The sequence below is a fragment of the Pantoea eucrina genome (assembly GCF_002095385.1).
Taxonomy (GTDB): Bacteria; Pseudomonadota; Gammaproteobacteria; order Enterobacterales; family Enterobacteriaceae; genus Pantoea; species Pantoea eucrina.
Map to the genome: position 1 here is coordinate 49,914 of NZ_MIPP01000017.1, position 26,313 is coordinate 76,226.

The 26,313-nt window shown below is 57.0% G+C and carries 26 protein-coding genes and 2 pseudogenes; 15 read left to right on the forward strand and 13 right to left on the reverse strand.

What is annotated here, in order from left to right:
- The first annotated feature begins 44 nt into the window (after nucleotides 1-44).
- The 5 genes from endA (at nucleotide 45) to ruvX (ending at nucleotide 3,662) form a co-directional block, all read left to right on the forward strand.
- Nucleotides 45-749: a deoxyribonuclease I gene (gene endA, locus HA43_RS09475; protein ID WP_039380079.1), complete on the forward strand. Its 705-nt coding sequence runs from the start codon at nucleotides 45-47 to the stop codon at nucleotides 747-749.
- A gap of 74 nt (nucleotides 750-823) precedes the next feature.
- Complete coding sequence (gene rsmE, locus HA43_RS09480) at nucleotides 824-1,555, forward strand: 16S rRNA (uracil(1498)-N(3))-methyltransferase (RefSeq protein WP_039380081.1); 732 nt, start codon at nucleotides 824-826, stop codon at nucleotides 1,553-1,555.
- 96 nt (nucleotides 1,556-1,651) lie between these two features.
- The gene (gshB, locus tag HA43_RS09485; RefSeq protein ID WP_039380084.1) at nucleotides 1,652-2,596 is read left to right on the forward strand and encodes a glutathione synthase; all 945 of its coding nucleotides are present in this window, start codon (nucleotides 1,652-1,654) and stop codon (nucleotides 2,594-2,596) included.
- Nucleotides 2,597-2,682: 86 nt separating this feature from the next.
- Nucleotides 2,683-3,246 carry a YqgE/AlgH family protein gene (locus HA43_RS09490; protein ID WP_039380087.1) on the forward strand — a complete coding sequence of 188 codons (564 nt, stop codon included), beginning with the start codon at nucleotides 2,683-2,685 and terminating at the stop codon, nucleotides 3,244-3,246.
- On the forward strand, nucleotides 3,246-3,662 hold the full coding sequence (ruvX, locus tag HA43_RS09495) for a Holliday junction resolvase RuvX (protein ID WP_039380089.1): 417 nt from the start codon (nucleotides 3,246-3,248) through the stop codon (nucleotides 3,660-3,662). Before HA43_RS09490 ends, ruvX begins: the two co-directional genes overlap by 1 nt.
- A 108-nt stretch (nucleotides 3,663-3,770) precedes the next feature.
- Here ruvX and HA43_RS09500 read toward each other — a convergent pair whose 3' ends face one another.
- The gene (locus HA43_RS09500) at nucleotides 3,771-4,778 is read right to left on the reverse strand and encodes a type IV pilus twitching motility protein PilT (protein WP_094111531.1); all 1,008 of its coding nucleotides are present in this window, start codon (nucleotides 4,776-4,778) and stop codon (nucleotides 3,771-3,773) included.
- 15 nt (nucleotides 4,779-4,793) lie between these two features.
- On the opposite strand from HA43_RS09500, the gene HA43_RS09505 reads away from it, so the two are divergent.
- The 4 genes and pseudogenes from HA43_RS09505 (at nucleotide 4,794) to hemW (ending at nucleotide 7,804) form a co-directional block, all read left to right on the forward strand.
- Nucleotides 4,794-5,501, forward strand: coding sequence for a YggS family pyridoxal phosphate-dependent enzyme (locus HA43_RS09505; RefSeq protein WP_039380094.1), 708 nt, complete (start codon nucleotides 4,794-4,796; stop codon nucleotides 5,499-5,501).
- 12 nt (nucleotides 5,502-5,513) lie between these two features.
- Nucleotides 5,514-6,068 (forward strand): YggT family protein, encoded by a 555-nt coding sequence (locus HA43_RS09510; protein ID WP_039380096.1) that lies wholly within the window; start codon nucleotides 5,514-5,516, stop codon nucleotides 6,066-6,068.
- 20 nt (nucleotides 6,069-6,088) lie between these two features.
- A pseudogene (rdgB, locus tag HA43_RS09515) lies at nucleotides 6,089-6,681 on the forward strand (RdgB/HAM1 family non-canonical purine NTP pyrophosphatase).
- Nucleotides 6,674-7,804 (forward strand): radical SAM family heme chaperone HemW, encoded by a 1,131-nt coding sequence (hemW, locus tag HA43_RS09520; protein WP_094111532.1) that lies wholly within the window; start codon nucleotides 6,674-6,676, stop codon nucleotides 7,802-7,804. Before rdgB ends, hemW begins: the two are co-directional and overlap by 8 nt.
- A 31-nt stretch (nucleotides 7,805-7,835) precedes the next feature.
- Here hemW and HA43_RS09525 read toward each other — a convergent pair whose 3' ends face one another.
- The 3 genes from HA43_RS09525 to trmB form a co-directional block, all read right to left on the reverse strand.
- Entirely contained in the window at nucleotides 7,836-8,549 is a 714-nt protein-coding gene (locus tag HA43_RS09525; RefSeq protein WP_094111533.1) for a YggN family protein, read from the reverse strand.
- A gap of 246 nt (nucleotides 8,550-8,795) precedes the next feature.
- A complete protein-coding gene (locus HA43_RS09530; RefSeq protein WP_071668591.1) occupies nucleotides 8,796-9,122 on the reverse strand; it encodes a YggL family protein in 327 nt (108 codons plus the stop codon).
- Nucleotides 9,122-9,841 (reverse strand): tRNA (guanosine(46)-N7)-methyltransferase TrmB, encoded by a 720-nt coding sequence (trmB, locus tag HA43_RS09535; RefSeq protein WP_039380104.1) that lies wholly within the window; start codon nucleotides 9,839-9,841, stop codon nucleotides 9,122-9,124. The genes HA43_RS09530 and trmB overlap by 1 nt, the downstream gene beginning before the upstream one ends.
- A gap of 154 nt (nucleotides 9,842-9,995) precedes the next feature.
- On the opposite strand from trmB, the gene mutY reads away from it, so the two are divergent.
- The 3 genes from mutY to mltC are packed head-to-tail and all read left to right on the forward strand — an operon-like array spanning nucleotide 9,996 to nucleotide 12,487.
- On the forward strand, nucleotides 9,996-11,081 hold the full coding sequence (gene mutY / locus HA43_RS09540) for an A/G-specific adenine glycosylase (protein WP_094111534.1): 1,086 nt from the start codon (nucleotides 9,996-9,998) through the stop codon (nucleotides 11,079-11,081).
- Nucleotides 11,081-11,353: an oxidative damage protection protein gene (locus HA43_RS09545; protein WP_039380106.1), complete on the forward strand. Its 273-nt coding sequence runs from the start codon at nucleotides 11,081-11,083 to the stop codon at nucleotides 11,351-11,353. Before mutY ends, HA43_RS09545 begins: the two co-directional genes overlap by 1 nt.
- Nucleotides 11,354-11,407: 54 nt before the next feature.
- Nucleotides 11,408-12,487, forward strand: coding sequence for a membrane-bound lytic murein transglycosylase MltC (gene mltC / locus HA43_RS09550; protein ID WP_039380107.1), 1,080 nt, complete (start codon nucleotides 11,408-11,410; stop codon nucleotides 12,485-12,487).
- A gap of 49 nt (nucleotides 12,488-12,536) precedes the next feature.
- On the opposite strand, the pseudogene HA43_RS09555 reads toward mltC, so the two are convergent.
- Nucleotides 12,537-14,683 (reverse strand): annotated as a pseudogene (locus tag HA43_RS09555) (ornithine decarboxylase).
- A gap of 161 nt (nucleotides 14,684-14,844) precedes the next feature.
- Between HA43_RS09555 and acuI the strand changes: the two are divergent.
- Together acuI and HA43_RS09565 are read left to right on the forward strand one after the other, a co-directional pair.
- The gene (acuI, locus tag HA43_RS09560; RefSeq protein ID WP_094111535.1) at nucleotides 14,845-15,846 is read left to right on the forward strand and encodes an acrylyl-CoA reductase (NADPH); all 1,002 of its coding nucleotides are present in this window, start codon (nucleotides 14,845-14,847) and stop codon (nucleotides 15,844-15,846) included.
- Nucleotides 15,839-16,120: an Rdx family protein gene (locus HA43_RS09565; protein ID WP_039380110.1), complete on the forward strand. Its 282-nt coding sequence runs from the start codon at nucleotides 15,839-15,841 to the stop codon at nucleotides 16,118-16,120. Before acuI ends, HA43_RS09565 begins: the two co-directional genes overlap by 8 nt.
- Nucleotides 16,121-16,154: 34 nt before the next feature.
- Here HA43_RS09565 and HA43_RS09570 read toward each other — a convergent pair whose 3' ends face one another.
- From HA43_RS09570 to HA43_RS09595, 6 genes are all read right to left on the reverse strand, one after another.
- Nucleotides 16,155-16,946: a siderophore-interacting protein gene (locus HA43_RS09570; protein WP_094111536.1), complete on the reverse strand. Its 792-nt coding sequence runs from the start codon at nucleotides 16,944-16,946 to the stop codon at nucleotides 16,155-16,157.
- A 160-nt stretch (nucleotides 16,947-17,106) separates the two neighbouring features.
- Nucleotides 17,107-17,250: a cytochrome P450 gene (locus tag HA43_RS09575; RefSeq protein ID WP_233496306.1), complete on the reverse strand. Its 144-nt coding sequence runs from the start codon at nucleotides 17,248-17,250 to the stop codon at nucleotides 17,107-17,109.
- Nucleotides 17,251-17,500: 250 nt separating this feature from the next.
- The gene (locus HA43_RS09580) at nucleotides 17,501-18,367 is read right to left on the reverse strand and encodes a helix-turn-helix domain-containing protein (RefSeq protein WP_039380113.1); all 867 of its coding nucleotides are present in this window, start codon (nucleotides 18,365-18,367) and stop codon (nucleotides 17,501-17,503) included.
- 194 nt (nucleotides 18,368-18,561) lie between these two features.
- Nucleotides 18,562-18,708, reverse strand: a complete 147-nt coding sequence (locus HA43_RS09585; protein ID WP_369826793.1) for a DUF2474 domain-containing protein — start codon at nucleotides 18,706-18,708, stop codon at nucleotides 18,562-18,564.
- Nucleotides 18,709-18,730: 22 nt separating this feature from the next.
- Complete coding sequence (cydB, locus tag HA43_RS09590; protein WP_039380114.1) at nucleotides 18,731-19,735, reverse strand: cytochrome d ubiquinol oxidase subunit II; 1,005 nt, start codon at nucleotides 19,733-19,735, stop codon at nucleotides 18,731-18,733.
- Nucleotides 19,736-21,160 carry a cytochrome ubiquinol oxidase subunit I gene (locus tag HA43_RS09595; protein WP_039380115.1) on the reverse strand — a complete coding sequence of 475 codons (1,425 nt, stop codon included), beginning with the start codon at nucleotides 21,158-21,160 and terminating at the stop codon, nucleotides 19,736-19,738.
- Nucleotides 21,161-21,993: 833 nt separating this feature from the next.
- Here HA43_RS09595 and treF point away from each other — a divergent pair.
- Nucleotides 21,994-23,652, forward strand: coding sequence for an alpha,alpha-trehalase TreF (gene treF / locus HA43_RS09600; protein WP_094111541.1), 1,659 nt, complete (start codon nucleotides 21,994-21,996; stop codon nucleotides 23,650-23,652).
- Nucleotides 23,653-23,697: 45 nt separating this feature from the next.
- Here the strand turns inward: treF and HA43_RS09605 are convergent, their stop codons facing one another.
- Together HA43_RS09605 and HA43_RS09610 are read right to left on the reverse strand one after the other, a co-directional pair.
- Nucleotides 23,698-24,522, reverse strand: a complete 825-nt coding sequence (locus HA43_RS09605) for an alpha/beta fold hydrolase (protein WP_071668595.1) — start codon at nucleotides 24,520-24,522, stop codon at nucleotides 23,698-23,700.
- 123 nt (nucleotides 24,523-24,645) lie between these two features.
- Nucleotides 24,646-25,617, reverse strand: coding sequence for a sensor domain-containing diguanylate cyclase (locus HA43_RS09610; protein WP_094111538.1), 972 nt, complete (start codon nucleotides 25,615-25,617; stop codon nucleotides 24,646-24,648).
- Nucleotides 25,618-26,313: the final 696 nt, after the last annotated feature.

Sequence of the window (26,313 nt, forward strand, 5' to 3'; positions counted from 1 at the left end):
CTACCCTGCCGCCCTTTTTTGGGTATCGGGTAAATTTCTGGAATATGTCTCGCAAAACGCTGTTACTTCTTCCTCTGCTGCTGGCACCGCTTAGCGCGTACAGCCTCAGCTTCTCTTCGTTTCATCAGAATAATTTTCGCCAGGCAAAAGTGGTCGCATCGCAAATCAACGCGGATGCGCCCGATTTCTACTGCGGCTGCACAATCAGCTGGCAGGGAAAAAAAGGCGTGCCCGATCTTAAAAGCTGCGGCTATAGCGTACGAAAAAATGCCAACCGCGCCGGGCGTATTGAATGGGAACATGTGGTTCCGGCGTGGGAATTTGGCCATCAGCGCCAGTGCTGGCAGGAGGGAGGGCGAAAAAACTGCGCCAAAGATCCGGTCTATCGCCGTATAGAGAGCGATCTGCATAATCTTCAGCCCGCCATCGGCGAGGTTAACGGCGATCGCAATAATTTCCAGTACAGCCAGTGGAACGGCGGCGAGCAGCCTTACGGACAGTGCGCGATGAAAGTCGACTTCAAACAGAAGCTGGCTGAACCGCCGGCCCGCGCGCGCGGCGCCATTGCACGCACCTACTTTTACATGCGCGATCGCTATCAGCTGCGCCTCTCCCGCCAGCAGACTCAGCTGTTCAGCGCCTGGGATAAGCTCTATCCGGTCAGCGTCTGGGAGTGCGAGCGCGACAGCCGTATTGCTCAGGTGCAGGGAAATCACAACCCGTATGTACAGCGCGCTTGCCAGCGCTAAAAGCGCTACCCTAAACTAGCTTATTATTTTTGCGCCGCATCACGGGATGCGGCAATAACGCTGGCAGGAACCGCATGCGTATACCCCGCATTTATCACCCCGAACCGCTCTCTGTTGACAGTGAAATCTTTCTTGAAGATGACGCGGCTAACCACGTTGGCCGCGTGCTGCGCATGGGCGCCGGGCAGATGCTTGAACTGTTTGATGGCACTAATCTGACTTTTAACGCCGAAATCACCCAGGCGGATAAAAAGCGTGTAAAAGTAAGGGTTCTTAGCGGTCAGCCTGATGACCGGGAATCCCCCTTGCATTTACATCTGGGTCAGGTGATGTCGCGTGGTGAAAAAATGGAATTCACCATCCAGAAATCGATAGAGCTGGGCGTAAACGTGATTACGCCCTTGTTTTCTGAGCGCTGCGGCGTGAAGCTGGATGCAGAAAGGCTGGCAAAGAAGATCCAGCAGTGGCAGAAGATTGCTATCGCCGCCTGCGAGCAGTGTGGCCGCAACCGCGTACCGCTGATTCGTGACGCGATGACGCTGGAAGCCTGGTGTGCCGAAGCTGATGAGGGCATCAGGCTGAATCTTCATCCACGCGCCAGCCACAGCATCAACACCCTGCCGCAACCGGTTGAGCGGGTGCGGCTGCTGATTGGCCCTGAAGGGGGATTATCTGCTGAGGAGATCGCCATGACGGCGCAGCAGGGCTTTACGGATATATTACTGGGGCCGCGCGTGCTGCGCACGGAAACCACTGCCCTCACCGCCATAACGGCACTTCAGGTGAGGTTTGGCGATCTCGGTTAAGGGATAATTCGGGCCGTAAAAGAGACGCAGACTACTACACAGCACGACGCTTTCGCATGGAAGGACGTCGCTGATATCCCCTCTGAGGAGAGAATAATGATTAAGCTTGGCATTGTGATGGACCCGATTTCGTCTATCAATATTAAAAAAGACACCAGCTTCGCCATGTTGCTGGAAGCACAGCGTCGTGGCTACGAAATTCATTACATGGAGATGGGCGACCTCTCTCTGCGCGGCGGCGTGACCTACGCCCGTACGCGTCTGCTGAGCGTGGAGCAGAATGCTTCGCAGTGGTATGAGTTTGGCAGCGAGCAGACTATCCCGCTGGCCGATCTCAACGTTGTGCTGATGCGTAAAGATCCACCTTTTGACACCGAGTTTATCTACGCGACCTATCTGCTGGAGCGGGCTGAAGAGCAGGGTACGCTGATTGTAAACAAACCGCAGAGCCTGCGCGATTGTAACGAAAAGCTCTATACTGCATGGTTTGCGGATCTGACGCCGGATACGCTGGTCACCCGTAATAAAGAGCAGCTGCGCGCTTTCTGGCAGGAGCATGGTGATGTCATTCTGAAGCCGCTTGACGGTATGGGTGGCGCATCCATTTTCCGCGTTAAGCAGGATGACGCAAACTTTGGCGTGATCACAGAAACCCTGACCAATCACGGCCAGTTCTTCTGCATGGCGCAAAATTATCTGCCGGCGATTAAAGAGGGCGATAAGCGCGTCCTGGTCGTCGATGGCGAGCCGGTACCTTACTGCCTGGCGCGTATTCCACAGGGCGGCGAAACGCGCGGCAACCTTGCAGCCGGTGGTCGCGGCGAAGCGCGCCCGCTTTCTGACAGCGACTGGGAAATTGCACGACGTGTCGGTCCCACGCTGAAAGCGAAGGGGCTGATTTTTGTTGGCCTGGATATCATCGGTGATAAACTTACTGAAGTGAATGTCACCAGCCCAACCTGCGTACGGGAAATTGAAGCGGCGTTCCCGATTTCAGTTACCGGAATGCTGATGGACGCGATCGAAAAACGTCTGGGCTGAGGACGCAGCCGGAGTGCAAACTCCCTAACCCCTTTGATACCGGCGCTGCCGCACTGGCGCCGGTTCTCTTCGGTAAATGAGTGACAATGAATTTACAGCATCATTTTTTGATAGCGATGCCCTCTCTGCAGGATCCTCTGTTCAAACGCTCTGTTGTCTATATCTGCGAGCATAATGAAGAGGGTGCGATGGGTTTGATTATTAATAAACCGATGGAGAACCTGACGGTAGAGGGTATTCTGAAGAAGCTAAAAATCACTCCGTCAGAGCGCGATCCGGCGATTAAGCTCGATAAACCGGTGTTTGCCGGCGGCCCGCTGGCGGAAGATCGCGGTTTTATTCTGCACTCTGCGCAGCATACTTATGCCTCCAGTATTCGCATCTCAGACAACACCGTGATTACTACCTCGCGCGATGTGCTGGAAGCGATCGGCACTGCTCAGCAGCCGGAGAATGTGCTGGTCGCACTCGGCTACTGCGCCTGGGAAAAAGATCAGCTGGAGAACGAGCTGCTGGAGAACGCCTGGCTTACGACCCCGGCCGACACGCAAATTTTGTTCCAGACGCCGATTGCCGGACGCTGGCGCGAAGCCGCCCGCAGCATGGGTGTCGATATTCATAACATGACCAGCGATGCGGGACACGCCTGATGCAGAATGCAACGCTGCTCGGCTTTGATTTTGGCACCAAAAGCATCGGTGTTGCCGTGGGTCAGCAGCTCACCGGCACCGCACGTCCGCTGACAGCGCTGAAAGCTCAGGAAGGCACGCCAGACTGGAACCTGATTGAGAAACTGCTGAAGGAGTGGCAGCCTGACTACGTGGTGGTCGGCCTGCCGCTGAATATGGACGGCACCGAACAGCCGCTGACTGCCCGCGCACGCAAATTTGCCAATCGCCTGCACGGCCGCTTTGGCGTACGCGTTGAGCTGCAGGATGAGCGCCTGAGTACCGTTGAGGCGCGCGCCGATCTCTTTAAGCGCGGCGGCTTTCGTGCACTGCAGAAAGGACAGGTAGACTCACAGTCGGCCGTGATTATTTTGCAGGACTGGTTCGAAACCCACTGACGCTGCAAGCGGCGTAAACGCGATAAAGCGCACTCCGGTCAGCAGGTGTAGCCGATGCCGGGAGCTGACCGGGCGCACAGCTGCAGCATCAGTGCTGCTTCAGCTCCGCTATCCGCTTGCCTGGTCAATAATGCCCTCCGCGCGGCGTGCCTGTTCACTTTGCGCAAAGGTCTGCATGCCATGCTGCGCACCGGTCTGCAGCACGCCCGGCAGCTGATGTCCTTTGCCTTCACGGATCAGGCTGGCTACCGCAGGCGTGGCGATCAGCACCTCATACAGCGCAACACGTCCGCCCGCTTTCGCCGCCACCAGCCGCTGCGCCACTACCGCTTTCAGGCTGCCCGCCAGCTGCGTGCGCACCAGGTTTTTCTCTTCGGCCGGAAAGACATCAACCAGACGATCAACCGCCTGCGCCGCGCTGCGGGTATGCAGCGTAGCGAGCACCAGATGTCCGGTCTCAGCGGCGGTCAGGGCTAAACGGATCGTCTCACTGTCGCGCAGTTCACCCAGCAGAATAACGTCGGGATCTTCACGCAGCGCCGCTTTCAGCCCGTGCTGAAAAGAGAGGCAGTGCGTCCCCACTTCACGCTGCTGAATCAGCGAGCGCTGACTCCGGTGCACAAACTCGATCGGATCCTCCAGAGTGATGATATGCCGCGCCTGCTGCTGGTTCAGCGCCTGTACCAGTGCAGCCAGCGTCGTCGACTTGCCGCTGCCGGTTGCGCCGCTAATCAGAACCAGTCCCTCCTGCAGCTGCAGGAGCTGCTGCACGGCAGGCGGCAGGCGCAGCTGCGCCAGCGGCGGGATTGTCTGCGCAATCACCCGCAGCGCCAGTGATAATCCGTGCCGCTGGGTGAAAAGATTGGCACGCAGCCGTACGCCGCTGCTGAGCGTCAGGGCAAAGTCCGCCTGTCCGGTGACGTCAAGCTCCGACTGCTGCGCAGCGCTGAGAAACCGCGTAGCAAACGTCTCCAGCCACGCAGATGACAGCGGCGGCTGCTGCGGCACCGGCTCCAGCACGCCCTGCCGCCGCCAGTGCGGTAAATGTCCGCTGCACAGGTGCAGATCGGCGGCGTTATGCTTTACACTAAGGGCCACAATTTCATCTAAATCCATTTATTTCTCCTGACTATGACTTCCATTGAGCACAACTTACATCAGGTACGCGAGCGTATCGCTGCCGCTGCCGTGCGTTGCGGCCGGGCGCCAGAAGAGATTACGTTGCTTGCAGTAAGCAAAACCAAACCTGCGAGCGCTGTCGCAGAAGCGGTTGCCGCCGGGCAGCGCGCGTTTGGCGAAAACTATGTGCAGGAAGGGGTGGAAAAGATCGCGGCGCTGATGACGGAAGGCGATCTGCAGTGGCACTTTATCGGTCCGCTGCAATCGAATAAAAGCCGTCTGGTCGCAGAACATTTTGCCTGGTGTCATACCGTTGATCGCCTGCGTATTGCGCAGCGGCTTAACGACCAGCGTCCGGCGCACCTGCCGCCGCTGAACGTGTTAATTCAGGTAAATATCAGTGACGAAAACAGTAAATCTGGCATCATGCTGGAGGCTGTTCCGGCGCTGGCCGCTGCTATCGCCGCCCTGCCCCGCCTGAGCCTGCGCGGCCTGATGGCGATTCCGGCTCCCGAGCAGGATTATGCACGCCAGCTGGCCGTCTGCCAGCAGATGGCCAGTGCGTTTCATGCGCTGCAGCGCGACTATCCCGCCATTGATACGCTTTCACTGGGCATGAGCGACGATATGGAAGCGGCAATCGCGGCCGGCAGCACTATGGTAAGAATTGGCACCGCCCTGTTTGGCGCGCGGGATTATGCGCGACCTTCACAACAATAACTGAGGAACTCCATGTTAACACTGACGTTTTTAGTCAAAACGCTGATCGATCTCTACGTCATGGTACTGCTGCTGCGTATCTGGATGCAGTGGTCACGCTGCGACTTCTACAATCCGCTGGCGCAGTTTGTGGTGAAGATTACGCAGCCGGTGATCAAACCGCTGCGTCGCGTGCTGCCCGCTATCGGCCCCATCGATACCGCCTCGCTGCTGCTGGCGTTTGTGCTGACCACGCTGAAGTATCCGATTCTGCTGCTGATTCAGGTCGGCGCTTTCTCGGTTGATCCCACCAATCTGCTGGTTGGACTGCTGTCGCTGCTGAAGTCAGCCGGTAATCTGGTGTTCTGGGTCATTATTATCCGCTCGCTGATGAGCTGGATCAGCCAGGGACGCGGGCCGCTGGATCACGTGCTGATACAGCTTACCGAACCGCTGATGGCACCTATTCGCCGTATGCTGCCCGCTATGGGCGGTATCGACTTCTCCGCCATGATTGTCATTCTGGTGCTCTATGCGCTGAATTTCCTTGGCATGGACCTGTTCCCGGGTCTCTGGTATCTGCTGTAATTTGTTAATCTGGAACTGTTATGCAAAAAGTTGTTCTCGCAACCGGTAATCCGGGCAAAGTTCGCGAACTGGCCGATCTGCTCGCTGATTTCGGGCTGGATATCGTGGCGCAAACGGAGCTTGGCGTGGAGTCAGCGAAGAGACCGGTCTGACCTTCATTGAAAATGCGCTGCTTAAAGCGCGCCACGCGGCGCAGATAACCGGCCTGCCGGCTATCGCGGATGATTCCGGTCTGGCGGTAGATGCGCTGGGCGGCGCGCCCGGCATCTACTCCGCACGCTATGCTGGCGCAGAAGCCAGCGACCAGCAAAATCTGGAGAAGCTGCTGCTGGCGCTGGAAAATGTGCCGGATGGCGCGCGTCAGGCGCAGTTTCACTGTGTGCTGGTCTATGTGCGGCACGCCGCTGACCCGGTACCGCTGGTGTTTCACGGCAGCTGGGCGGGCGAAATTACCCGTACGGCGGCCGGTGAAGGCGGCTTTGGCTACGATCCCATCTTCTTTGTACCGGAAGCGGGTAAAACCGCCGCTGAACTGAGCAAAGAGGATAAGCGTGCTCTCTCCCACCGGGGTAAAGCGTTAACGCTGCTGCTGGACGCGATGCGCAATGGCTGAGTTACCACCGCTGAGCCTCTACATCCATATTCCGTGGTGCGTACAAAAGTGCCCCTACTGCGACTTCAACTCACACGCGTTGAAAGGGGAAGTCCCGCATCTGGAGTATGTGCAGCACCTGCTGCAGGATCTTGAGCAGGACCTGCCTCTGACCGCCGGACGCGAGGTACGCACAATCTTTATTGGCGGCGGCACGCCAAGCCTGCTGAGCAGCCACGCGATGCAGACGCTGATGGATGGCGTACGGGCGCGCCTGCCGCTGGCGGCTGATGCGGAGATCACCATGGAAGCGAATCCCGGCACGGTGGAAGCCGATCGCTTCAGCGGCTATCAGGCCGCGGGGATCAATCGCATTTCCATCGGCGTGCAGAGTTTTAGTCCGCAGAAGCTGGAGCGGCTGGGGCGTATTCATGGACCGCAGGAGGCGAAACGCGCCGCTGAACTGGCCGCCGCGCTCGGGCTGCGCAGTTTTAATCTGGATCTGATGCATGGCCTGCCTGACCAGTCGCTGGAAGAGGCGCTGGACGATCTCCGTCAGGCAATTGCGCTTAACCCGCCGCATCTCTCCTGGTATCAGCTGACCATTGAGCCGAACACGCTGTTTGGCTCACGACCGCCGCAGCTGCCGGATGATGATGCGCTGTGGGATATCTACGAGCAGGGACATCAGCTGCTGACGGCTGCCGGCTATCAGCAGTATGAAACCTCAGCCTACGCGAAACCGGGCTATCGCTGTGAGCACAACCTCAACTACTGGCGCTTCGGAGATTACCTCGGTATCGGCTGCGGTGCACACGGCAAGCTGACGCAGCCTGATGGTCGCATTGTGCGGACGGTAAAAACCCGACACCCGCGCGGCTTTATGAAGGGCAACTACCTTGATAAACAGCATGAGGTGGCAAACGAAGATAAGCCGTTTGAGTTCTTTATGAACCGGTTCCGGCTGCTGGAAGCGGCACCGCGCGCGGAGTTTCAGCGCTATACCGGGCTGGATGAGCAGGCGATCCGCGTGCAAATGGATCAGGCTATCGCCGCAGGCTATGTCACTGAGAGCGCCAGCGAGTGGCAGATCACCGAGAAAGGCAAACTGTTCCTGAATTCGTTGCTGGAACTGTTTATGTAATCAGAGCGGCCCGGTGGCCGCTCTTTTTTTGCTAGTTAATACTCTTCACCAGCGTTTTACGCTGGTTTTCCAGCGCGATGACCCGGTTGCAGACCTCATGGCCAAAGTTCTGGAAATCGCGCTCCTGGTTGTTCCATTCAGTCTGAATCGACTGCTGCAGACCACCCAGATTGCCCATCAGCGCCTGCAGCGGATTACTGCCGCTGGTCGCCTGCTGCGTGCCCATCTCATTCAGGCTATCCTGCAGTACGCCGCCCAGCGTGCTCTGTACCAGCTTCTGTCCGTCAGCGCGCACCTGGTTTATTGCCTGGTGGTGGAACGTCAGGCCATCCTGGCGCTGCTCAATGATGCGATTCATCTGCTGCTTCAGCTGGCCATCCAGCGTGGTCAGGCGGTTGCGCACATTGCTGTCGCTGCCCAGTTTCTCAACGATCACTTTATCCAGTGCGGCGCGCCCGCGTTCAAGGCGCGTTTTTGCGCCGTTGCTGACCCACGGCAAATCGCGACGCAGCGCGCTCTGGTAATCAATCGCCTGCTGACGTGCCGCGTTATCAACGGTAACCGTTTTGCCGTTAAAGGTGACATCACCCTGTGGAGTCATCGTGAGATTGCCGTTGCTGCCGACAACCTGAACGCTTTGTGGGGTGATCACCACATCATCCTGCGGATTAACGCTGCACTGGTAGTCAGCGTGTGCCTGCGCTGCCGTCAGCAGTAGCGCGGCGAACAGAGCCTTACGAATCATGAGATCTCCTGAATGTGCTGTGCGGGGTGGGTATTGTGCGGCCAATGGCGCGGGCGCCATAAATGGCGCCCCTGCGGCAAATTACATTGTAGGGGGCGCATTAATGCGCCTCTGGCGCGGTGTTACAACGGGCGCCATGAATGGCGCCCCTGCGGCAAATTACATCGCAGGGGGCGCATTAATGCGCCCCTGGTGCAAAACATTACAGGGCGCGCCTTCATGCGCAGCCGAATGTCGCACTACAACTTAGTCCCACCAGACGTCGAAGAGTTCCGTTATCTGGATATCAGACAATTCACGCCCTTCCAGCCACTTGCGCACCAGTTCACGATGCTCATCGGTGCACTTTCCGGTCTGCTGCATGCAGACCAGGCCTTCCCATACCAGATAACCACTGCCGTCATAAGCCAGACCGTTTGGATCGATCACCTCAGTGATAAACTGATCCAGCGTGGCATCAATCTGCTCTTCGGTGGTTCCCTCGGCAAAACGCCATGCTACGGAGAAACCCAGCTCCTGAAACTCATCAATATGCAGTTTCTTACGTAAACGACGACTACGCTGTACGGCCATTATTTTACCCTCTCAAACATCAGATCCCACACGCCATGGCCCAGTCGCTGCCCGCGCTGCTCAAATTTAGTCAGTGGACGCGTCTCGGGACGCGGCACGTAATCCTGGGTGGCTGACTGATTAACGTAACCCGCTACGCTGTTCATCACCTCCAGCATATGGGTCGCGTAATCTTCCCAGTCGGTGGCCATATGAAACACGCCGCCAAGCTTCAGCTTGCGATGCACCAGTTCAGCAAACGGCGCCTGCACGATACGGCGTTTATTGTGACGCGCTTTGTGCCACGGATCCGGGAAGAAAAGCTGCACCATGCGCAGAGAGTTATCCGGGATCATATGCTCCAGCACTTCTACCGCGTCATGGCACATGACCCGCAGATTCTCCACGCCCGCTTCTTTCGCAGATGCCAGACAGGCACCTACGCCCGGCGCATGCACTTCAATGCCCAGGAAGTTCTGCTGCGGATTATTTTGCGCCATGGTGACCAGCGAGGCGCCCATACCAAAACCGATCTCCAGTACCAGCGGTGCGTCACGCCCGAACAGCGCGGTCATGTCCAGCGGCGCGGGCTGATACTCAACGCCCATCACCGGCCAGTATTGATCCAGCGCGAGCTGTTGGCCTTTCGTTAACCGCCCCTGGCGGCGTACGAAGCTGCGGATACGGCGCAGCGGCCGCCCGTTTTCATCAAATTCCGGAGTGATGACGTCATTTATCATGTTGAAGCCTGCTGGTTAGCCTGTTCGGGGAAACGGGCATTATGCAAAGTTAAAGGTCAGAAGCAAGCCTTTGCAATCTTCCGGTTTACACCCCTGACGCTCTGTGCTGCAATTCCTGCCTGATTGTAGAGTAAACACGGAAAATTTCCTTCATATGATGCAGGCGTCGCAATTCGCGCAACAGGTGCTGAAGTGGTATGACCGCTTTGGCCGTAAAACGCTGCCGTGGCAGCTGGAAAAGACGCCCTACAAAGTGTGGCTTTCAGAGATCATGCTGCAGCAGACGCAGGTTGCCACGGTTATTCCCTATTTTGAACGTTTTATGGCGCGCTTCCCCACCGTGGGCGATCTTGCTGCCGCGCCGCTCGACGAAGTACTGCATCTCTGGACCGGCCTTGGCTACTATGCGCGGGCGCGCAACCTGCATAAAGCGGCTAAACAGGTCGTGGATCAGCACGGCGGCGAGTTCCCGCCGGACTTCACGGCGATTGCAGCCCTGCCGGGCGTAGGCCGCTCTACCGCCGGGGCGATCCTGTCACTGTCGCTTGGCCTGCATTTTCCGATTCTGGATGGCAACGTCAAACGTGTGCTGGCACGCTGCTACGCCATAGGCGGCTGGCCTGGCAAAAAAGAGGTTGAAAAGCAGCTGTGGCAGATCAGCGAAGCAGTGACGCCAGCGCAGGGCGTCAGCCAGTTTAATCAGGCGATGATGGATCTGGGTGCCCTGGTCTGCACCCGTTCACGGCCAAAGTGCGAAATCTGCCCGCTCAATAGCGGCTGCGAGGCGTATGCCAGCCAGAGCTGGGCTGACTATCCGGGCAAAAAGCCCAAAGTCACTCTGCCGGTGCGCAGCGGCTGGTTTTTACTGATGCAGAATGGCGATAATGTCTGGCTGGCGCAGCGCCCGCCCACGGGACTGTGGGGCGGCCTTTACTGCTTTCCGCAGTTTAGCAGCGAGGATGCACTGCGGGAGTGGCTGACACAGCACGGTATTAGCGGCGCTCTGCAGCAGCTGACGGCATTTCGCCACACCTTTAGCCATTTCCATCTGGATATTGTGCCGATGTGGCTGGCAGAGCCATCCGCCGGGTCGCTGATGGATGAAGCGGGCGGTCTCTGGTATAACTTAGCGCAACCACCGTCAGTGGGCCTTGCTGCCCCGGTAGAGCGTTTACTGCATGAATTACGCCATCCGCAGCAGCTGTCACTGTCATCGCGCGCGATCGAAGAGGAAGAGTAATGAGCCGCACCATTTTTTGTACCTATCTGCAACGTGACGCTGAAGGCCAGGACTTTCAGCTCTATCCCGGCGAGCTGGGCAAGCGCATCTATAATGAGATTTCTAAAGAAGCCTGGCAGCAGTGGATGTCGAAACAGACCATGTTGATCAACGAGAAAAAGCTCAACATGATGAATCCGGAAGATCGCAAAGTGCTGGAAAAGGAGATGGTCAATTTCCTGTTTGAAGGCAAAGATGTGCATATCGAAGGTTTTACCCCGCCAGAAAAATAACCGTTCCGGGCCTTCCTTTGAGGCCCGCTTTTTTGAGTCAGGCACAGATTCACGATGAATAAAAAACTGATAGCCCTGCTGGCGATCGCGCCGCTATTAATCTCCTGCTCCGGACAAAAAAAATCGCAGTATCACGAAGAGTGGGTTAAAGATACCAACGGCTTTGACATTCTGATGGGACAGTTTGCCGCCAATATTGAAAATATCTGGGGCATTAATGAAGTCCTTATCGCCGGGCCGAAAGATTATGTGAAGTACAGTGACAGCTACTACACCCGCAGTCACATCAACTTCGACAAGGGTAGTATCACCATTGAGACCATCTCCGGTACCGATCCTATGGCCAGCCTGCGCCAGGCGATCGTCACCACCCTGCTGATCGGCGACGATCCGGGCAATGTCGATCTCTACTCTGACGCTAACGATATTAAGATCAGTAAAGAGCCGCTGCTGTATGGCCAGGTGCTGGATAATACCGGGCAGCCGATCCGCTGGCAGGGGCGCGCCGCCAGCTTTGCGGACTACCTGATCCAGAACAAACTGCAAAAACGCACCGCCGGGCTGCATGTGATCTGGTCGGTAACCATTCCGATGGTGCCGAACCATCTCGACAAGCGTGCACATAAGTATCTGCCGATGGTGCGCAAATCTGCTGAGCAGTATGGTGTCGATGCCTCACTGATTCTGGCGATTATGCAGACCGAATCGAGCTTTAACCCCTATGCGGTCAGCCACGCTGATGCGCTGGGGCTGATGCAGGTGGTGCAGCATACTGCCGGCGTTGATGTTTTCCGCATGAAAGGTAAATGGGGCAAGCCGAGCCGCAGTTATCTGCTGGACCCGGAAAACAACATCGATGCCGGTACGGCTTATCTGTCGCTGCTGCAGAAAAGCTATCTGGGCGGCATTCAGGATCCCACTTCGCGTCGCTATGCGGTGATCACCGCGTATAACGGCGGTGCCGGCAGCGTACTGCGCGTCTTCTCCAGCGATAAAGATCGCGCATTTTCGCTGATCAACGATATGTCGCCAGCCGATGTCTACCAGACGCTGACCAGCCGCCATCCTTCTGCCGAGTCGCGTCGTTATCTCTATAAAGTTAACCAGGCGCAGCGCAGCTATCACCGCTATTAAATGCGCCGGATTGTCGCGCCCTGCCCGATCGGGTCAGGGCGCGATACGCTCAGGTCAGCATATTCGCCACCAGCTGCTTATAGCCGCTGCTCTGTTCCGCGATATACACACCCTGCAGCTCCGGTGAAAAGCCCGGCAGCTGGTTGATGCCCGCTTCCAGCGCGAGGAAGTAGCGCTGTACCGCCCCGCCCCACACCTCGCCGGGCACGACGCACAGCACGCCCGGTGGATAAGGTAGTGCCCCTTCCGCCGCGATGCGCCCTTCCGCTTCTGCGACCGGCACCAGCTCCACTTCACCGCGGATATAAGCCTGATGCGCATCCTGCGGATTGACCGCTACCGGCGGGAAACAGTCAGCGCGGAACATCGCTTTCTGCAGATCTTTAACGGCAAAACTGACGTAGAGATCGTGCATCTCCTGACAGAGGCGGCGCAGCGTATAGCCGCGATAGCGCTCCGCATGCTTGCGATACAGGCTCGGCAGCACTTCCGCCAGCGGCGCATCTTCGCGCACCTGCTGTTCAAACTGCTCCAGCATCGCCACCAGATGCGCCATCTTCTCCGCGCTTTCTGCCGGCGTCAGCAGGAACAGAATGGAGTTGAGATCGCACTTCTCCGGCACGATGCCGTTTTCACGCAGATAGTTCGCCAGTATGGTGGCCGGAATGCCAAAGTCGCTGTACGCGCCGCTGCGTGCGTCGATGCCCGGCGTGGTAAGCAGCAGCTTGCAGGGGTCAATCTGATACTGGCCCGGCGCATAGCCGCTGAAGCCGTGCCACTCTGCGTCGGGCTCAAAGCTAAAGTAAGCCGGATCGCGGGCGATAGCGGCGCTGTCTGCCTGCTGCCACGCGCGCCGTGTACCTGAGCAGGCAGAAACGGTTTAATCATGGTGCAGCGCTGCAGGATCGCTTTACGCGCATCAATGCCCTGTATGACGCAGTCGTGCCACAGGCTGCGTCCTGCCTCGCCCTGGTGCATACGCGCGTTGATATCCAGCGCGGCAAACAGCGGATAAAACGGGCTGGTTGAGGCGTGCAGCATAAAGGCGTTGTTCAGCCGCTTATGCGGGCAAAAGCGCTGCTGACCACGGATATGATTATCCTTTTTATGGATCTGTGAGGTCTGCGAAAAGCCCGCCAGCTGTTTGTGTACTGACTGGGTGACAAAGATCCCCGGATCGTCTTCCGTCAGGGTAAGCGTCAGCGGTGAACCCGCTGCCATCAGCGGAATAAACTGTTCATAGCCGAGCCACGCGGAGTCAAACAGAATGTAGTCGCACAGATGACCGATGCGGTCCACCACCTGACGCGCGTTGTAAACGGTGCCGTCATAGGTGCCGAGCTGGATAATCGCCAGCCGGAATGGCCGCGCCTGCCTGGCGCGTTCAGGGTTAACCTTTGCGATCTCTGCCCGCAGATAGCTTTCATCGAAACAGTGCGCGTCGATGCCGCCAATCAGGCCAAACGGATTACGTGCCGCCTCCAGGTAGACTGGCGTGGCGCCCGCCTGCAGCAGCGCGCCGTGATGGTTGGATTTATGGTTATTGCGATCGAACAGAACCAGGTCGCCGCGCGTCAGCAGCGCATTGGTGACGACTTTATTAGCGCTTGATGTTCCGTTCAGCACAAAATAGGTTTTGTCGGCGTTAAAAACGCGGGCTGCAAACTTTTGCGCATCTTTCGCCGAGCCTTCATGGATTAGCAGATCGCCCAGCCGGACATCTGCATTACACATATCAGAGCGGAACAGGTTTTCACCATAAAATTCATAAAACTGCCGCCCGGCGGGATGGCGGCGGAAAAACGCCCCGCCCTGATGGCCCGGGCAGGCGAAGGTGCTATTCTGCATATCGACGTAGCGCGTCAGGGTATCAAAGAAAGGCGGCAGCAGTGCGGCCTCATACTGCTGCGCAGCCTGCTCCAGCGCCTGCCACTCTTCAGCTGCGCCGTTGATTTCTCCGGTCACGCCAGGCAGATCCAGCACTGCAGTATCAAACGCGTTAGCCACAAATACCGGCAGGTTAAATCCGGTCTGGCGCAGCAGCATCAGTACGCCGCTGCGCGTATCCGCCAGTGAGAGCACCACCGCGGCAACGTCAGTAAAGTCGGTCGTGTCGAGCGTCACGACATCGCGGGTGGTATTCAGGCTCAGGCCCGGCGCAATTGCCACGCTGGCGGCTATTTTCAATGGGTTCATAACTCAAATCCCCGGCATAACAGGATGAGTGGGTGCCAGTGGCACAGAAAGGAACGGCGTGACCGGTGCAGGACACCCGCCGGTCGCGATAATGGCATTTTTTGCTGCCGCTCACAATCAGGGGTACTATTGGCTGCACACTTCCCATCGCCGGAGGCGGCATGTTCAAAGCATTAGTCATTGAAAATGATGCGCAGGGGTATCGCACCTCCCTGCAGGATCTCTCCGAGCAACAGCTTCCCGATCGGGATGTTATCCTCGATATCAGCTACTCCACGCTGAATTACAAAGATGCCCTCGCCATCTGCAACATAGGGCCGATCGTACGCCAGTTTCCCATGGTGCCAGGCATCGACTTTGTGGGCCGCGTGACCCACAGCCGCCATCCGGCGTGGCAGCAGAACGATCTGGCGCTGCTGACCGGCTGGGGCGTGGGTGAAAAGCACTGGGGAGGACTGGCGCAGAAAGCCAGCGTCTCCGGCGACTGGCTGGTCAGCGTGCCGGATGCGCTCAGCCCGCAGCAGACGATGGCGATAGGCACCGCCGGCTTTACCGCGATGCTCTGCGTGATGGCGCTGGAAAAACAGGGCATCACTCCGCAGCACGGCCCGGTGCTGGTAACGGGAGCCAGCGGCGGCGTAGGCAGTTTTGCGGTGAGCCTGCTGGCTCGCCTGGGATATGAGGTGGTCGCCGCCAGCGGACGCACGGCTGAGCGCGACTACCTGTGCAATACGCTGGGCGCCACAGCGGTAATCGATCGTGCTGAACTCAGCGAACCGGGTAAACCGCTGACAAAAGAGCGCTGGGCTGCCGCCATTGATACCGTGGGTAGCCATACGCTGGCCAACGTGCTGGCAGGGATGCGGCGCGACGGCGTGGTGGCCGCGTGCGGAATGGCGCAGGGACTGGATCTGCCGGGCAGCGTGGCCCCCTTTATTCTGCGCGGCGTCACGCTGACCGGTATCGATAGCGTTATGTGTCCGCAGGCGCTGCGCCAGCAGGTGTGGCAGCGGCTGGCAGAACAGGCCGACAGCGCGCTGCTGCAGCAGATAACCCGCATCATTCCGCTCAGCGAAGCGCAGGAAGGTGCCGAACAGCTGCTGGCGGGCAACGTGCGCGGCCGGCTGATAGTGGATTGCCGTCAGGGAGTTAACGATGTCTAAGCCCGCGATTACCCTGCACTACTGCACCCAGTGCAACTGGATGCTGCGTTCAGCGTGGATGGCTCAGGAGCTGCTGCAGACGTTCAGCGACGATCTCAGCGCGGTCACGCTGCAGCCTGGTACCGGCGGCGTCTTTGAGATCAGCGTGGATGGTCAGGTTATCTGGGAGCGCAAACGCGACGGCGGTTTTCCGGATGCGGTCACGCTGAAACAGCGCGTGCGCGACTACTGCTGGCCGGATCGCTCACTGGGCCATGCCGACAAACGGCGCTAGCGCCGCTCGCCGGCAGCGGGATATCTGCCGCTGCTTACTTTTCAGGTGACTTTTGATGCCAGTAGGCGACGGCGCGGACAAAGTCCGTATCCGCGCCGCGCTGCTGCGTAAAATAGTCGCTGAGCTGCTTCACCGCATTGCCTTCTCCGGTCAGCCAGACAAAATAGTCATCGCCGGTAAAATCGATGGCAGCCAGTTCTGCCGTCAGCTGCGCTGGCGTAGTGGCCGCCATACGGTTGCTGCCCAGCCAGTGAACGGTAACGCCCTCCATCTCTCCCAGATAGTCGTGTCCGATAGCGGCATCCGTAAACGCCAGCAGGTGAACGTGCTGCGCCTGCAGCTCCGCATAGCGCCGCTTAAAAGCAGGCAGCCCGGTTTCATCGCAGACATACACCTGGCAGGCGTAATCCACCGGCATAATGCAGGAGCCGCGCGGCCCGCCCATCGCGATCCGGTCGCCAGGCTTAGCCGCAGCTGCCCAGCCGCTCGCCACTCCGTCATCATGCATATAGAAATCGAGCATCAGAGAGTCGACGCCGTTAAACGCCAGCGGCGTGTAGTCACGCGCGGCGGGACGCACGCCCTCAGGCCAGACGATGCCCTCTTCACTCAGCTGCGGCAGCGCAACATCGCAGCCCGGCCCGGAGGGAAAAAAGACTTTGATGTGATCGTCAAACGAGGGGGAATGAAAGCCTGCCAGATCGGCCCCGGTAAATACAATGCGCCAGAAGACGCCGGCAACACGGGTTTTGCTGGCTACCGTCAGATGACGAAAGCGCAGCTCATTACGCACTCGCTGCGGTGCACGACTCTTTTTCTGTGACAATTCACTTCTCCCGGCAGCGGCAGCAGCGCACTCCGCCTGTGCCGCCACGCTAAATTAATGTAAATAATTCTCATTACGTGGCGAAACGATAGCGGTGACCGCGCCGGGAAACAATGTCGAAAAATGCGGTTGTCGCATTAGCGGAGAGCGGCGGCAGGTGTCAGGCGTGCAGATCGCTGCAGCAGCGAGAAACGTTCTCACTGTTTTCATACTGAGGCAGTGCGTTATCACCCACAATTTCCTGCTGAGCACAGCGCTGCTGGTGCGGATGCAGGCCACCGGGGGGTGAAAATGGCTCAGCCATTTGCGCACCGGCCAGCGATGAAAAAACGGCAAGCGCCGCGGACAAGAACAACGGTAAAAGTCGCATGATAATTTAGGGTTTCATTTAAAGATCCGGAGCGGACCGGGAATGCAGAGAGCCATCCAGCCTGATGCTGCGCTGCCAGCACATGGCGCGGCAGGTCAGGCTTCGGAGCAGAATTTTACGCCGCTACCGGCGCAGGGTTTATAAAATTGTGCGGTTTGTCACATTTAGCCGCACAATTTGCTGATTATTCCAGTGCTACCGGAATATGAAAGGTGCCCTGCAGCAGCTGCGGCGTACTGTATTTCAAATCGAGCCTGAGCAGATCTTTACCGGGCCGGCGTGCCACGCCGAGCGCGGGCAGATGGTTGTAGTAAATCTCGGCGGTGAAGGCGTTGATCTCTTCCGGCGCGCCATGCCAGTCGATCTCTGCATACAGCCCGCTCTCGCCGGTCCAGTTCTGCACATGCTGCGGCAGAACGTCAGCGTGCTCACTCTCCAGCGCCTGAAACAGGCTGATATGCTGCTGATCGAGCGAGCTCACGCCGGGACTGAACTGAAAACCGAGCCAGCCGCGCGTGGCGTGCTGTCCGGCAAAGGCGATAAAGTCGCGTGTATGCTGCGCCACAATATGATTGTGATGGTCAATATATTCGCCAAAGCGGCACTCCCACTCCACCACCTCTCCACTCAGACGAATTTCCGGTTTCTCGGCGAGCCGTGTTTTAACCCACGGGCGCGGCGCAGAGATGCGGCTGTGAAAAGCTTTCATGCGCATTTCCGGAATACGACGATAGGCGCCAGGCGTCAGCGAGAAATGGCTTTTGAACACGCGGGTAAAATTTTGCTGATTGTCGAAGCCAAAACGTACGGCGATGTCGATCAGCGGCATGCTGGTTAAGCGAAGCGCCATAGCGGATAAAGTCAGGCGGCGTTTGCGCGTGTAGGAGGCCAGCGTCTGGCCGGTCATCTCCTTGAACATGCGCTGCATATGCCATTTGGAATAGCCTGATTTCAGGGTGATAAGATCGATATTAAGCTCATCGGTCAGGTTGGCTTCAATCCAGTCAACCAGGTCAGAGATATACTGCTTTTTCAGGTTCAGGCTAAGCATGGTTCTAATTGAATGAGTCAGGAAAGCGCGCGTTAATGCGTTATTTGTCACATAAATATAACAAAATCGCCTAACCAACGTAAGGAAGAGTAAAGGATCCGCTCAGGGCGGCGCACTAATTGCTTAGGTTACTAACTTTTTTTAACGCAAGGCGAGCGGCACGCTGTGCTGTGCCGCTCTGCTGCAGACAGATATTAATGCGAACGCATACCTGCCGCGGTCATCATCATACGAAACAGGGATGCCACCACGCCGAGTGCCAGCACGCTTGCACCATAGATGATCACCAGCCACATCACCCGCTTCCAGAGCGGCGCTTTGTGTTCAGTGTGCTGTTTCATGTTGCTGACCTCCGTTTGCATCTCAATGGTATCCTGCGTCAGCTTTGATTTTTCCGCGGAACACATAGTAGCTCCAGAAGGTATAGCCCAGAATCATCGGGATAATCAGCAGGCTGCCCACCAGCATAAAGGCCTGGCTCTGCGGCGGCGATGCCGCTTCCCAGATGGTTACGGATGGCGGAATAATGTTTGGCCAGACGCTGATGCCAAGCCCGGAGAAGCCGAGGAAAATCAGCGCCAGCGTCAGCAGGAACGGCGAATAGTGCGCCTCACGTTTGATGGCGCGCATGATCCCCCACGAGCAGAGCAGAACCAGTACCGGCACCGGCAGGAACCAGAACAGGTTTGGCCGGGTAAACCAGCGCTGCGAAATCGCTTCGTGAGCAAACGGCGTCCACAGGCTGATAATGCCGACTATCACCAGCAGCGCAATCACCAGCGGCGTAGCCAGCGCAGACATTTTACGGTGCAGTTCGTTTTCGGTTTTCATGATAAGCCAGGTGCAGCCCAGTAGCGCATAGGCCACGACCAGACCCACGCCGCAGAACAGCGGGAACGGGGCCAGCCAGTCCAGAGCTGAACCGGCAAACTCACGTCCTTTAACCGGGAAACCGTTGATCATCGCACCGACCGCCACGCCCTGGCTGAAGGTCGCCAGCAGCGAGCCGGCAATAAACGATTTATCCCAGAATGCACGATGCTCTTCAGTCGCCTTGAAGCGAAATTCAAACGCCACACCGCGGAAAATCAGGCCGATCAGCATAGCCGTCAGCGGGATCGCCAGTGCATCAGCGATCACCGCATAGGCGAGCGGAAAGGCGCCATACAGCCCTGCTCCGCCCAGCACCAGCCAGGTTTCATTACCATCCCAGACCGGCGCCACGGTGTTAACCATCATGTCGCGCTCAACGGCATCTTTGTTAAACGGAAACAGAATACCGATGCCCAGGTCAAAGCCATCCATCACGATATACATCAGCGTGGCAAAGACGATGATGGCGAACCAGATAACGGAAAAATCGATCATTTATTTACCCTCCTGCGAAGCATCCAGGCTCTCATGTGCAGCAGAGAGCGGGCGCGCTGGCGTCTTATCCTGACCCGGACCACCGTGACGGACATCTTTCCCTTCACCGGTGTGCGGACCTTTTTTGATCAGACGCATCATATAGACATAGCCCACGCCAAACACCGATGAGTAGACCAGGATAAAGGCCAGCAGGCTGATACTCATATGCAGGTCGCCATGCGCTGAAACCGCATCAATTGTGCGCTGCACGCCGTAAACCACCCACGGCTGACGTCCGATTTCAGTGGTGAACCAGCCAGCAAGGATAGCGATCAGGCCCGATGGTCCCATCAGCAGCGCAAACCACAGGAACGGTCGTGAGCTGTAAAGACGCTGTTTATAACGCAGCCACAGGCTGAACACGCCGAGCGTGATCATCAGCAGCCCCATCGCCACCATGACGCGGAACGACCAGAAGATCACCAGCGAATTAGGCCGATCCTCTTTCGGGAAGGTTTTCAGTGCCGGAACCTGTTTATCAAGACTGTGCGTCAGGATCAGGCTGCCGAGATAAGGAATTTCCAGCGCATACTTCGTACGCTCCTCTTCCATATCCGGAATACCAAACAGGATCAGCGGCGTGGCTTCACCCGGCGGGTTTTCCCAGTGTCCTTCAATGGCAGCAATTTTTGCCGGCTGATGCTCCAGCGTGTTCAGGCCGTGCGCATCGCCAATCATCGCCTGAATCGGAGCAACAATCAGCGCCATCCACAGCGCCATTGAGAACATCTTGCGGATCGCCGGGTTGTCATTGCCGCGCAGCAGATGCCATGCCCCGGACGCGCCCACAAAGAAGGCGCTGGCAAGGAATGCCGCCACCGACATATGGAACAGCCGATAAGGGAATGAGGGGTTAAACACAATTTTGAACCAGTCTTCCGGCACCACAATACCATTCTGGATGATGTAGCCCTGCGGCGTGTGCATCCAGCTGTTTGATGCGAGGATCCAGAACGTGGAGATCAGCGTACCTAACGCGACCATACAGGTGGCGAAGAAGTGCAGGCCTGGTCCGACGCGGTTCCAGCCAAACAGCATGACGCCGAGGAAGCCCGCCTCAAGGAAGAAGGCAGTCAGCACCTCATAGGTCAGCAGCGGACCGGTAATACTCCCGGCAAACTGCGAAAACCCGCTCCAGTTGGTCCCGAACTGATAGGCCATAACCAGACCTGAGACCACCCCCATACCGAAGTTCACCGCAAACACTTTCGACCAGAAGTGATAGAGATCGCGATAGGTTTCGTTACGGGTTTTCAGCCACATCCCCTCAAGCACTGCCAGAAAGCTGGCAAGCCCGATAGTGATGGCCGGGAAGATAATATGGAAGGAGACAGTAAACGCGAACTGTATCCTGGCCAGATGAAAAGCATCTAATCCAAACATTGCTTACCTCATTGCCACAAAATTACGCGGAATTTTTACTTATTATTAACAAAGATGGCGCACAGAATAATTTCTGCTACACCGTCATCAATTCCCGCCAAATGTGAGAACCCCGGCAGGAACAAACGGAAAAGTAGGAGTGAATAAAACTATACCAGTAAATCTTGATTAAGATCATTGTTTTTGCGAGAAACTATCTGTTTAAAATCACTGAGTTAAGGTTAATTATCCTGCTCTATTGTGACAATGTTGTTATTAAGCTTAGCGGCTGTAAAAGAGATTACTTCTTTAAGCAGTTCATTTGATTGTTAATTACGGTAACAACCAAAACGACAGCCTGATGTTTGCGCCAGCGTAGTGTAAAAATTATTGCACGGCCGTTTTTTAGTTAAATTAAAATTAAAAAAAAACTGTTTATAGCGAAAGGTAATTAATAACGTTTTCGCTTAGCGCCTGCTCATCTGGCACAAAAATTTACCGCGGCGAGATCCTGTGCATCTCCTGGATGCACAGACGCCCGGATGGCTGAAACGCGTAAGTCGGGCACGGGCGCAGAAAACAACCGCATAAATTGATCAAGAAAAAAGGGAGAGCGGCACCTGAAACTGGCGATTTTCTTATTTGCAGATTAATCCGGTGCGCTTTCTGAAGGTATATTTAAGAAACACCTTAAATATCTTTAAATACAGGCCGTTGTTAATATTGCAAAAAAGGCAAAAACGGCGATCCATCGACAATATTTATTACGTTCATAGATATTTCGCATTGTTGTCTGCAACCGCGAACCCTCTATAATTTGTCTTTTGAGCAACCAGGAATTTCAGGAGGCCGTTATTAATACTAACCACCAGCCACGCCAGGTGTTCGGTGAACACGAAGCCCATGCTGATCTGGGGTATCAATACGATCCTCATGAGTTCGTGCGTGAAGGCGCAGAAGATTCGGAGCCAGAACCTGAGCTGATTCAGGGACTGCCGGCACCGGATGCGCTGACGCCTGCCGATCGCTATCTGGAGATGTTTGAACACGTTCAGACCTCTCATATTTTTGCTGACAGCAAAACATTTCCCGACTGCGCGCCTAAATTCGATCCGCTGGATATTCTTATCCGCTATCGTCGCCGCAAACGGGCGGGCGATCTCGATCTGGAAAAGTTTATTCATGAGCACTTTTACCTGCCGCAGGTAAATGAGAGCTTTTATGTCTCAAATCCGGATAAAACGCTGAAAGAGCACATCGATGATCTGTGGCCGGTGCTGACAAAAATGCCTCAGCAGCATATGCCACACTCCTCGCTGCTGCCGCTGCCAAAACCTTACGTGGTACCCGGCGGCCGCTTTGGCGAAACCTATTACTGGGACTCCTATTTCAGCATGCTGGGGCTGGCTGATGCCGGACGTGACGATCTGCTGCGTCATATGGCGGACAATTTTGCCTGGCTGATCGATAACTACGGTCATATTCCTAACGGAAACCGTACTTACTATCTCAGCCGCTCGCAGCCACCGGTATTTGCCCTGATGGTGGAGCTGTTTGAAGAGGATGGCATTCGCGGTGCCAAACGCTACCTTGACCAGCTGATGAAAGAATATCAGTTCTGGATGGATGGCGCAGGTGAGCTGATGCCGCATCAGGCTTATCGTCACGTTGTGCGCATGCCCGACGGCTCTCTGCTCAACCGCTACTGGGACGATCGCGACACACCGCGTGATGAATCCTGGGTGGAAGATGTGGAGACGGCCAGCAAGTCGAGCCGTCCGGCCAGTGAGGTTTACCGCGATCTGCGCGCCGGTGCTGCATCCGGCTGGGATTACTCTTCACGCTGGCTACGCGATCCGCAGCGACTGGCGAGTATCCGTACTACGCAGTTTATCCCGGTCGATCTCAATGCGTTTCTCTACAAGCTGGAGCTGATGATCTCCACGCTATCGCACGCCCGGGGCGAAGAGCTGACGGCGCTGGCGTGGCAGAAAAAAGCGGATGCGCGCAAGCAGGCGATTAACCGTTACCTCTGGGATACCACCGCAGGCGTTTATCGTGACTACGACTGGCGCAACGAGCGGTTTGGCGCCTTTACTGCCGCTGCGGTTGTACCGCTGTTCCTCGGCCTCGCTTCGCCTGAGCAGGCGCATCTGCAGGCCATTGCGCTGCGCCAGCTGCTGCTGACGCAGGGCGGACTGCTGACCTCGATGGTCGAGAGCGGCGAGCAGTGGGACGCGCCTAACGCCTGGGCACCGCTGCAGTGGATGGCCGTAGTGGGGCTGAATCATTACGGTGAAGAGACGCTGGCCACTGAGATTGCGGTGAACTGGCTGACGACGGTGAAAAACTTCTACTCGCTGCATCACAAGCTGGTTGAGAAATATGATATCAGCGGCGATCGGGCGCGTCCGGGCGGCGGCGGCGAATATCCGCTGCAGGACGGTTTTGGCTGGACCAACGGCGTGACGCGTCGTCTGCTGACGATGTATGGTCATCTGCTGGCAGATTAACTCTGCCCTGCAGTTCAGAGGAGGTCGCCCGCAGGCGACCTTTTTTTATTTCTGCTGCTGCAAAAAGGCGAGCAGGTCGGCGTTGAGTCGATCCTGATGAGTAACAGCAAAGCCGTGCGGTGCATTGTCATACACTTTCAGCTGTGAATGTTTAATCATCTCATGCGCCAGCTTGCCGGTCGCCTCAAAGGGTACGACCTGATCGTTACTGCCGTGGATCACCAGCGTGGGCACATCGACTTTAGCGATATCATCCCGGAAGTCCGTCTCTGCAAACGCCGTAACGCAGTCGATAGTCGCTTTCAGCGAAGCGAGCAACGCGATATTGAGCGTCTGGGTCAGCACCCCGTCTGAAACCTGCTGTCCGGCATTCAGACCATAAAACGGCGTGGCAAAATCGCTGATGAACTGCGCACGGTCCTGGCGTAATCCCGCCCTGATATCATCAAAGACCGCCTGTTCCGGACCTTCCGGATGATCCGCTTTCCGGCCAAACACCGGCGTTACGGCACCCAGCAGCACCAGCGATTTTACTTTTGCGCTGCCGTAGCGGCCAATGTAGCGCGTGACATCGCCTCCGCCCATTGAAAACCCTACCAGCGTAATCTCTTCCAGCTGAAGATGTTCGATCAGGTCATGGATATCATCAGCGAAGGTATCGTAGTTATACCCTTCCCACGGCTGCTCTGAGCGGCCAAAACCGCGACGGTCAAACGCGATAACGCGATAGCCCCGCTCCGCGAGGAAAGTCAGCTGGCTGTCCCACATATCCGCATCCAGCGGCCAGCCGTGGCTGAACAACACTGGCTGGCCGCTGCCCCAGTCTTTAAACCAGAGCGTAACGCCATCTTTAGTCTGAAAAGTGCTCATCTCATTCTCCGTGTGTGGCCGATAACAGGCAGTTTTATTGCCGGCAGAGATCGCTGCAGCAATAATCACAGACAAGTTTAGGCGCATTACGCGAACAGGGGTGACAGCGGATGCGTTTAATAATTAAACGTCGCGTCTCTCCTGTCCGGAGGCAGCAAGCCTTATCCCCTGTTTTCCGTTACGCTTCACCTGATACATCGCCTCGTCCGCCCGTTTCAGCGCATCATCAAAGCTCTCTTTTGCCCGTACCTGAGCCACCCCGATTGAAGCGCCAATCTGTGCGAGACCGTTGTCGACATCAAACGGCTGCAGCGCCGCCTCCAGCACCGCCTGCGCCAGAATCCGCACTTTAGGGTAGTCGATCAGGAATGGCATCAGCAGCACAAACTCATCACCGCCGAGCCTGCCTGCCAGCACCACAGGCGGCAGAGCGTCCAGCATCCGCTGGCTGAGCTGGATCAGCACTTCATCACCGCTGCGATGACCGAGCGTATCATTGACGTGTTTGAAGTTGTCCAGATCGATAAACGCCACGCAGAGCGGCCCTCCGGCCTGCATCTGTGCAAACTGAACGGAGAGCGCATGGCGATTGGCGAGACCCGTCAGCGGATCGTGATGCGCCAGCAGCGCAAGCTGAGCCTCATAATTTTTCTCTTTGGTCATATCGATATGCGTACCGGTCACACGCAGTGGATTACCCGCCGCATCCCACTCGCTGACGCGACCGCGGTCCAGCACCCAGGTAATTTTGCCATTTTTGCCAATCATACGGTGCAGCGCCTCATACCACGGTGCCCGCCCTTCGATATGATCGTAAAACGCCCGCAGCACCTCATCAGCATCTTCCGGATGCAGACACTCCCGCCAGGCATCAAACCGCGCTTTAGTCTCCTTCGGCTGAAAGCCGAGCATCGCCCCCCAGCGCCGGTTGAATATCACCAGTTTGCCGCTGGGAATATCCAGCTGCCACAGGCAGAGTCCGGTGCCATCCAGCGCGGCGCTGAGTTTATTGCGCGCATCATGCGCAATGCGCTTCAGGCGCGCGTTGTGTTTTTTCAGGTTCTGGATCTGCTGACGCAGGGCTTCTTCAGACATAGTCAATTACGGTGAGAAAATAAACGCTATTTTGCCTGTCCTGAATTTTCTGTAAACAGACGAGGTGAAAAGCCGACGAGTTTCGGAAAATTGTCCCAACCGCAGAAGTAATGGCGCATTATCTGCCGGTTTTCAGTTTGCTTTGTCTGCTGGGGAGGGGCGCGGCAGCGCGGGACTGGGCGCTTAGCAGCGCGGGGCACTGAGGGAGTTCCGCCCGCCAGGCTTCTGGCAGTTTCAGCGGCATTTTCGCATGCGGACGGGCTAAGGGGCGGGTGGGCGCGCCCCTTAGCAATCCGCGCCCCGCGCCGTCCTCGCGAATTCCCGGACGCATCCCTCCGGCCTTAACGGACCGCGCGGATTCGCTCCTGCTCACCCCGCGCTCTCGCCGGCGTCCTGCCGGCTCGCCCTGGCCGTCACTCTGCGCCCGGCGCTGCGGATGGCGCCCCCTCCCCGCCTGCACATTCATTTTTTCATTCTTGAAAGTGGCGAGGTGTGAAGCTCAGGCGCAGGAGTGCCAGCCATGAAAAAGCAACATAAAGAAAAAAAGACCAGCCGCAGCGGGAAGCGCCATCCGGGTCCGCCGAGGGAGGGCACGGTTCCGGGATGAGCCGACAGGACGTCGGCGAAAGGGCGCGGTGAGCAGGAGCGAATGGCGCCCGGTCCCGGGGAAGCGGGCGTGAGCGAGGGAACCGCGCA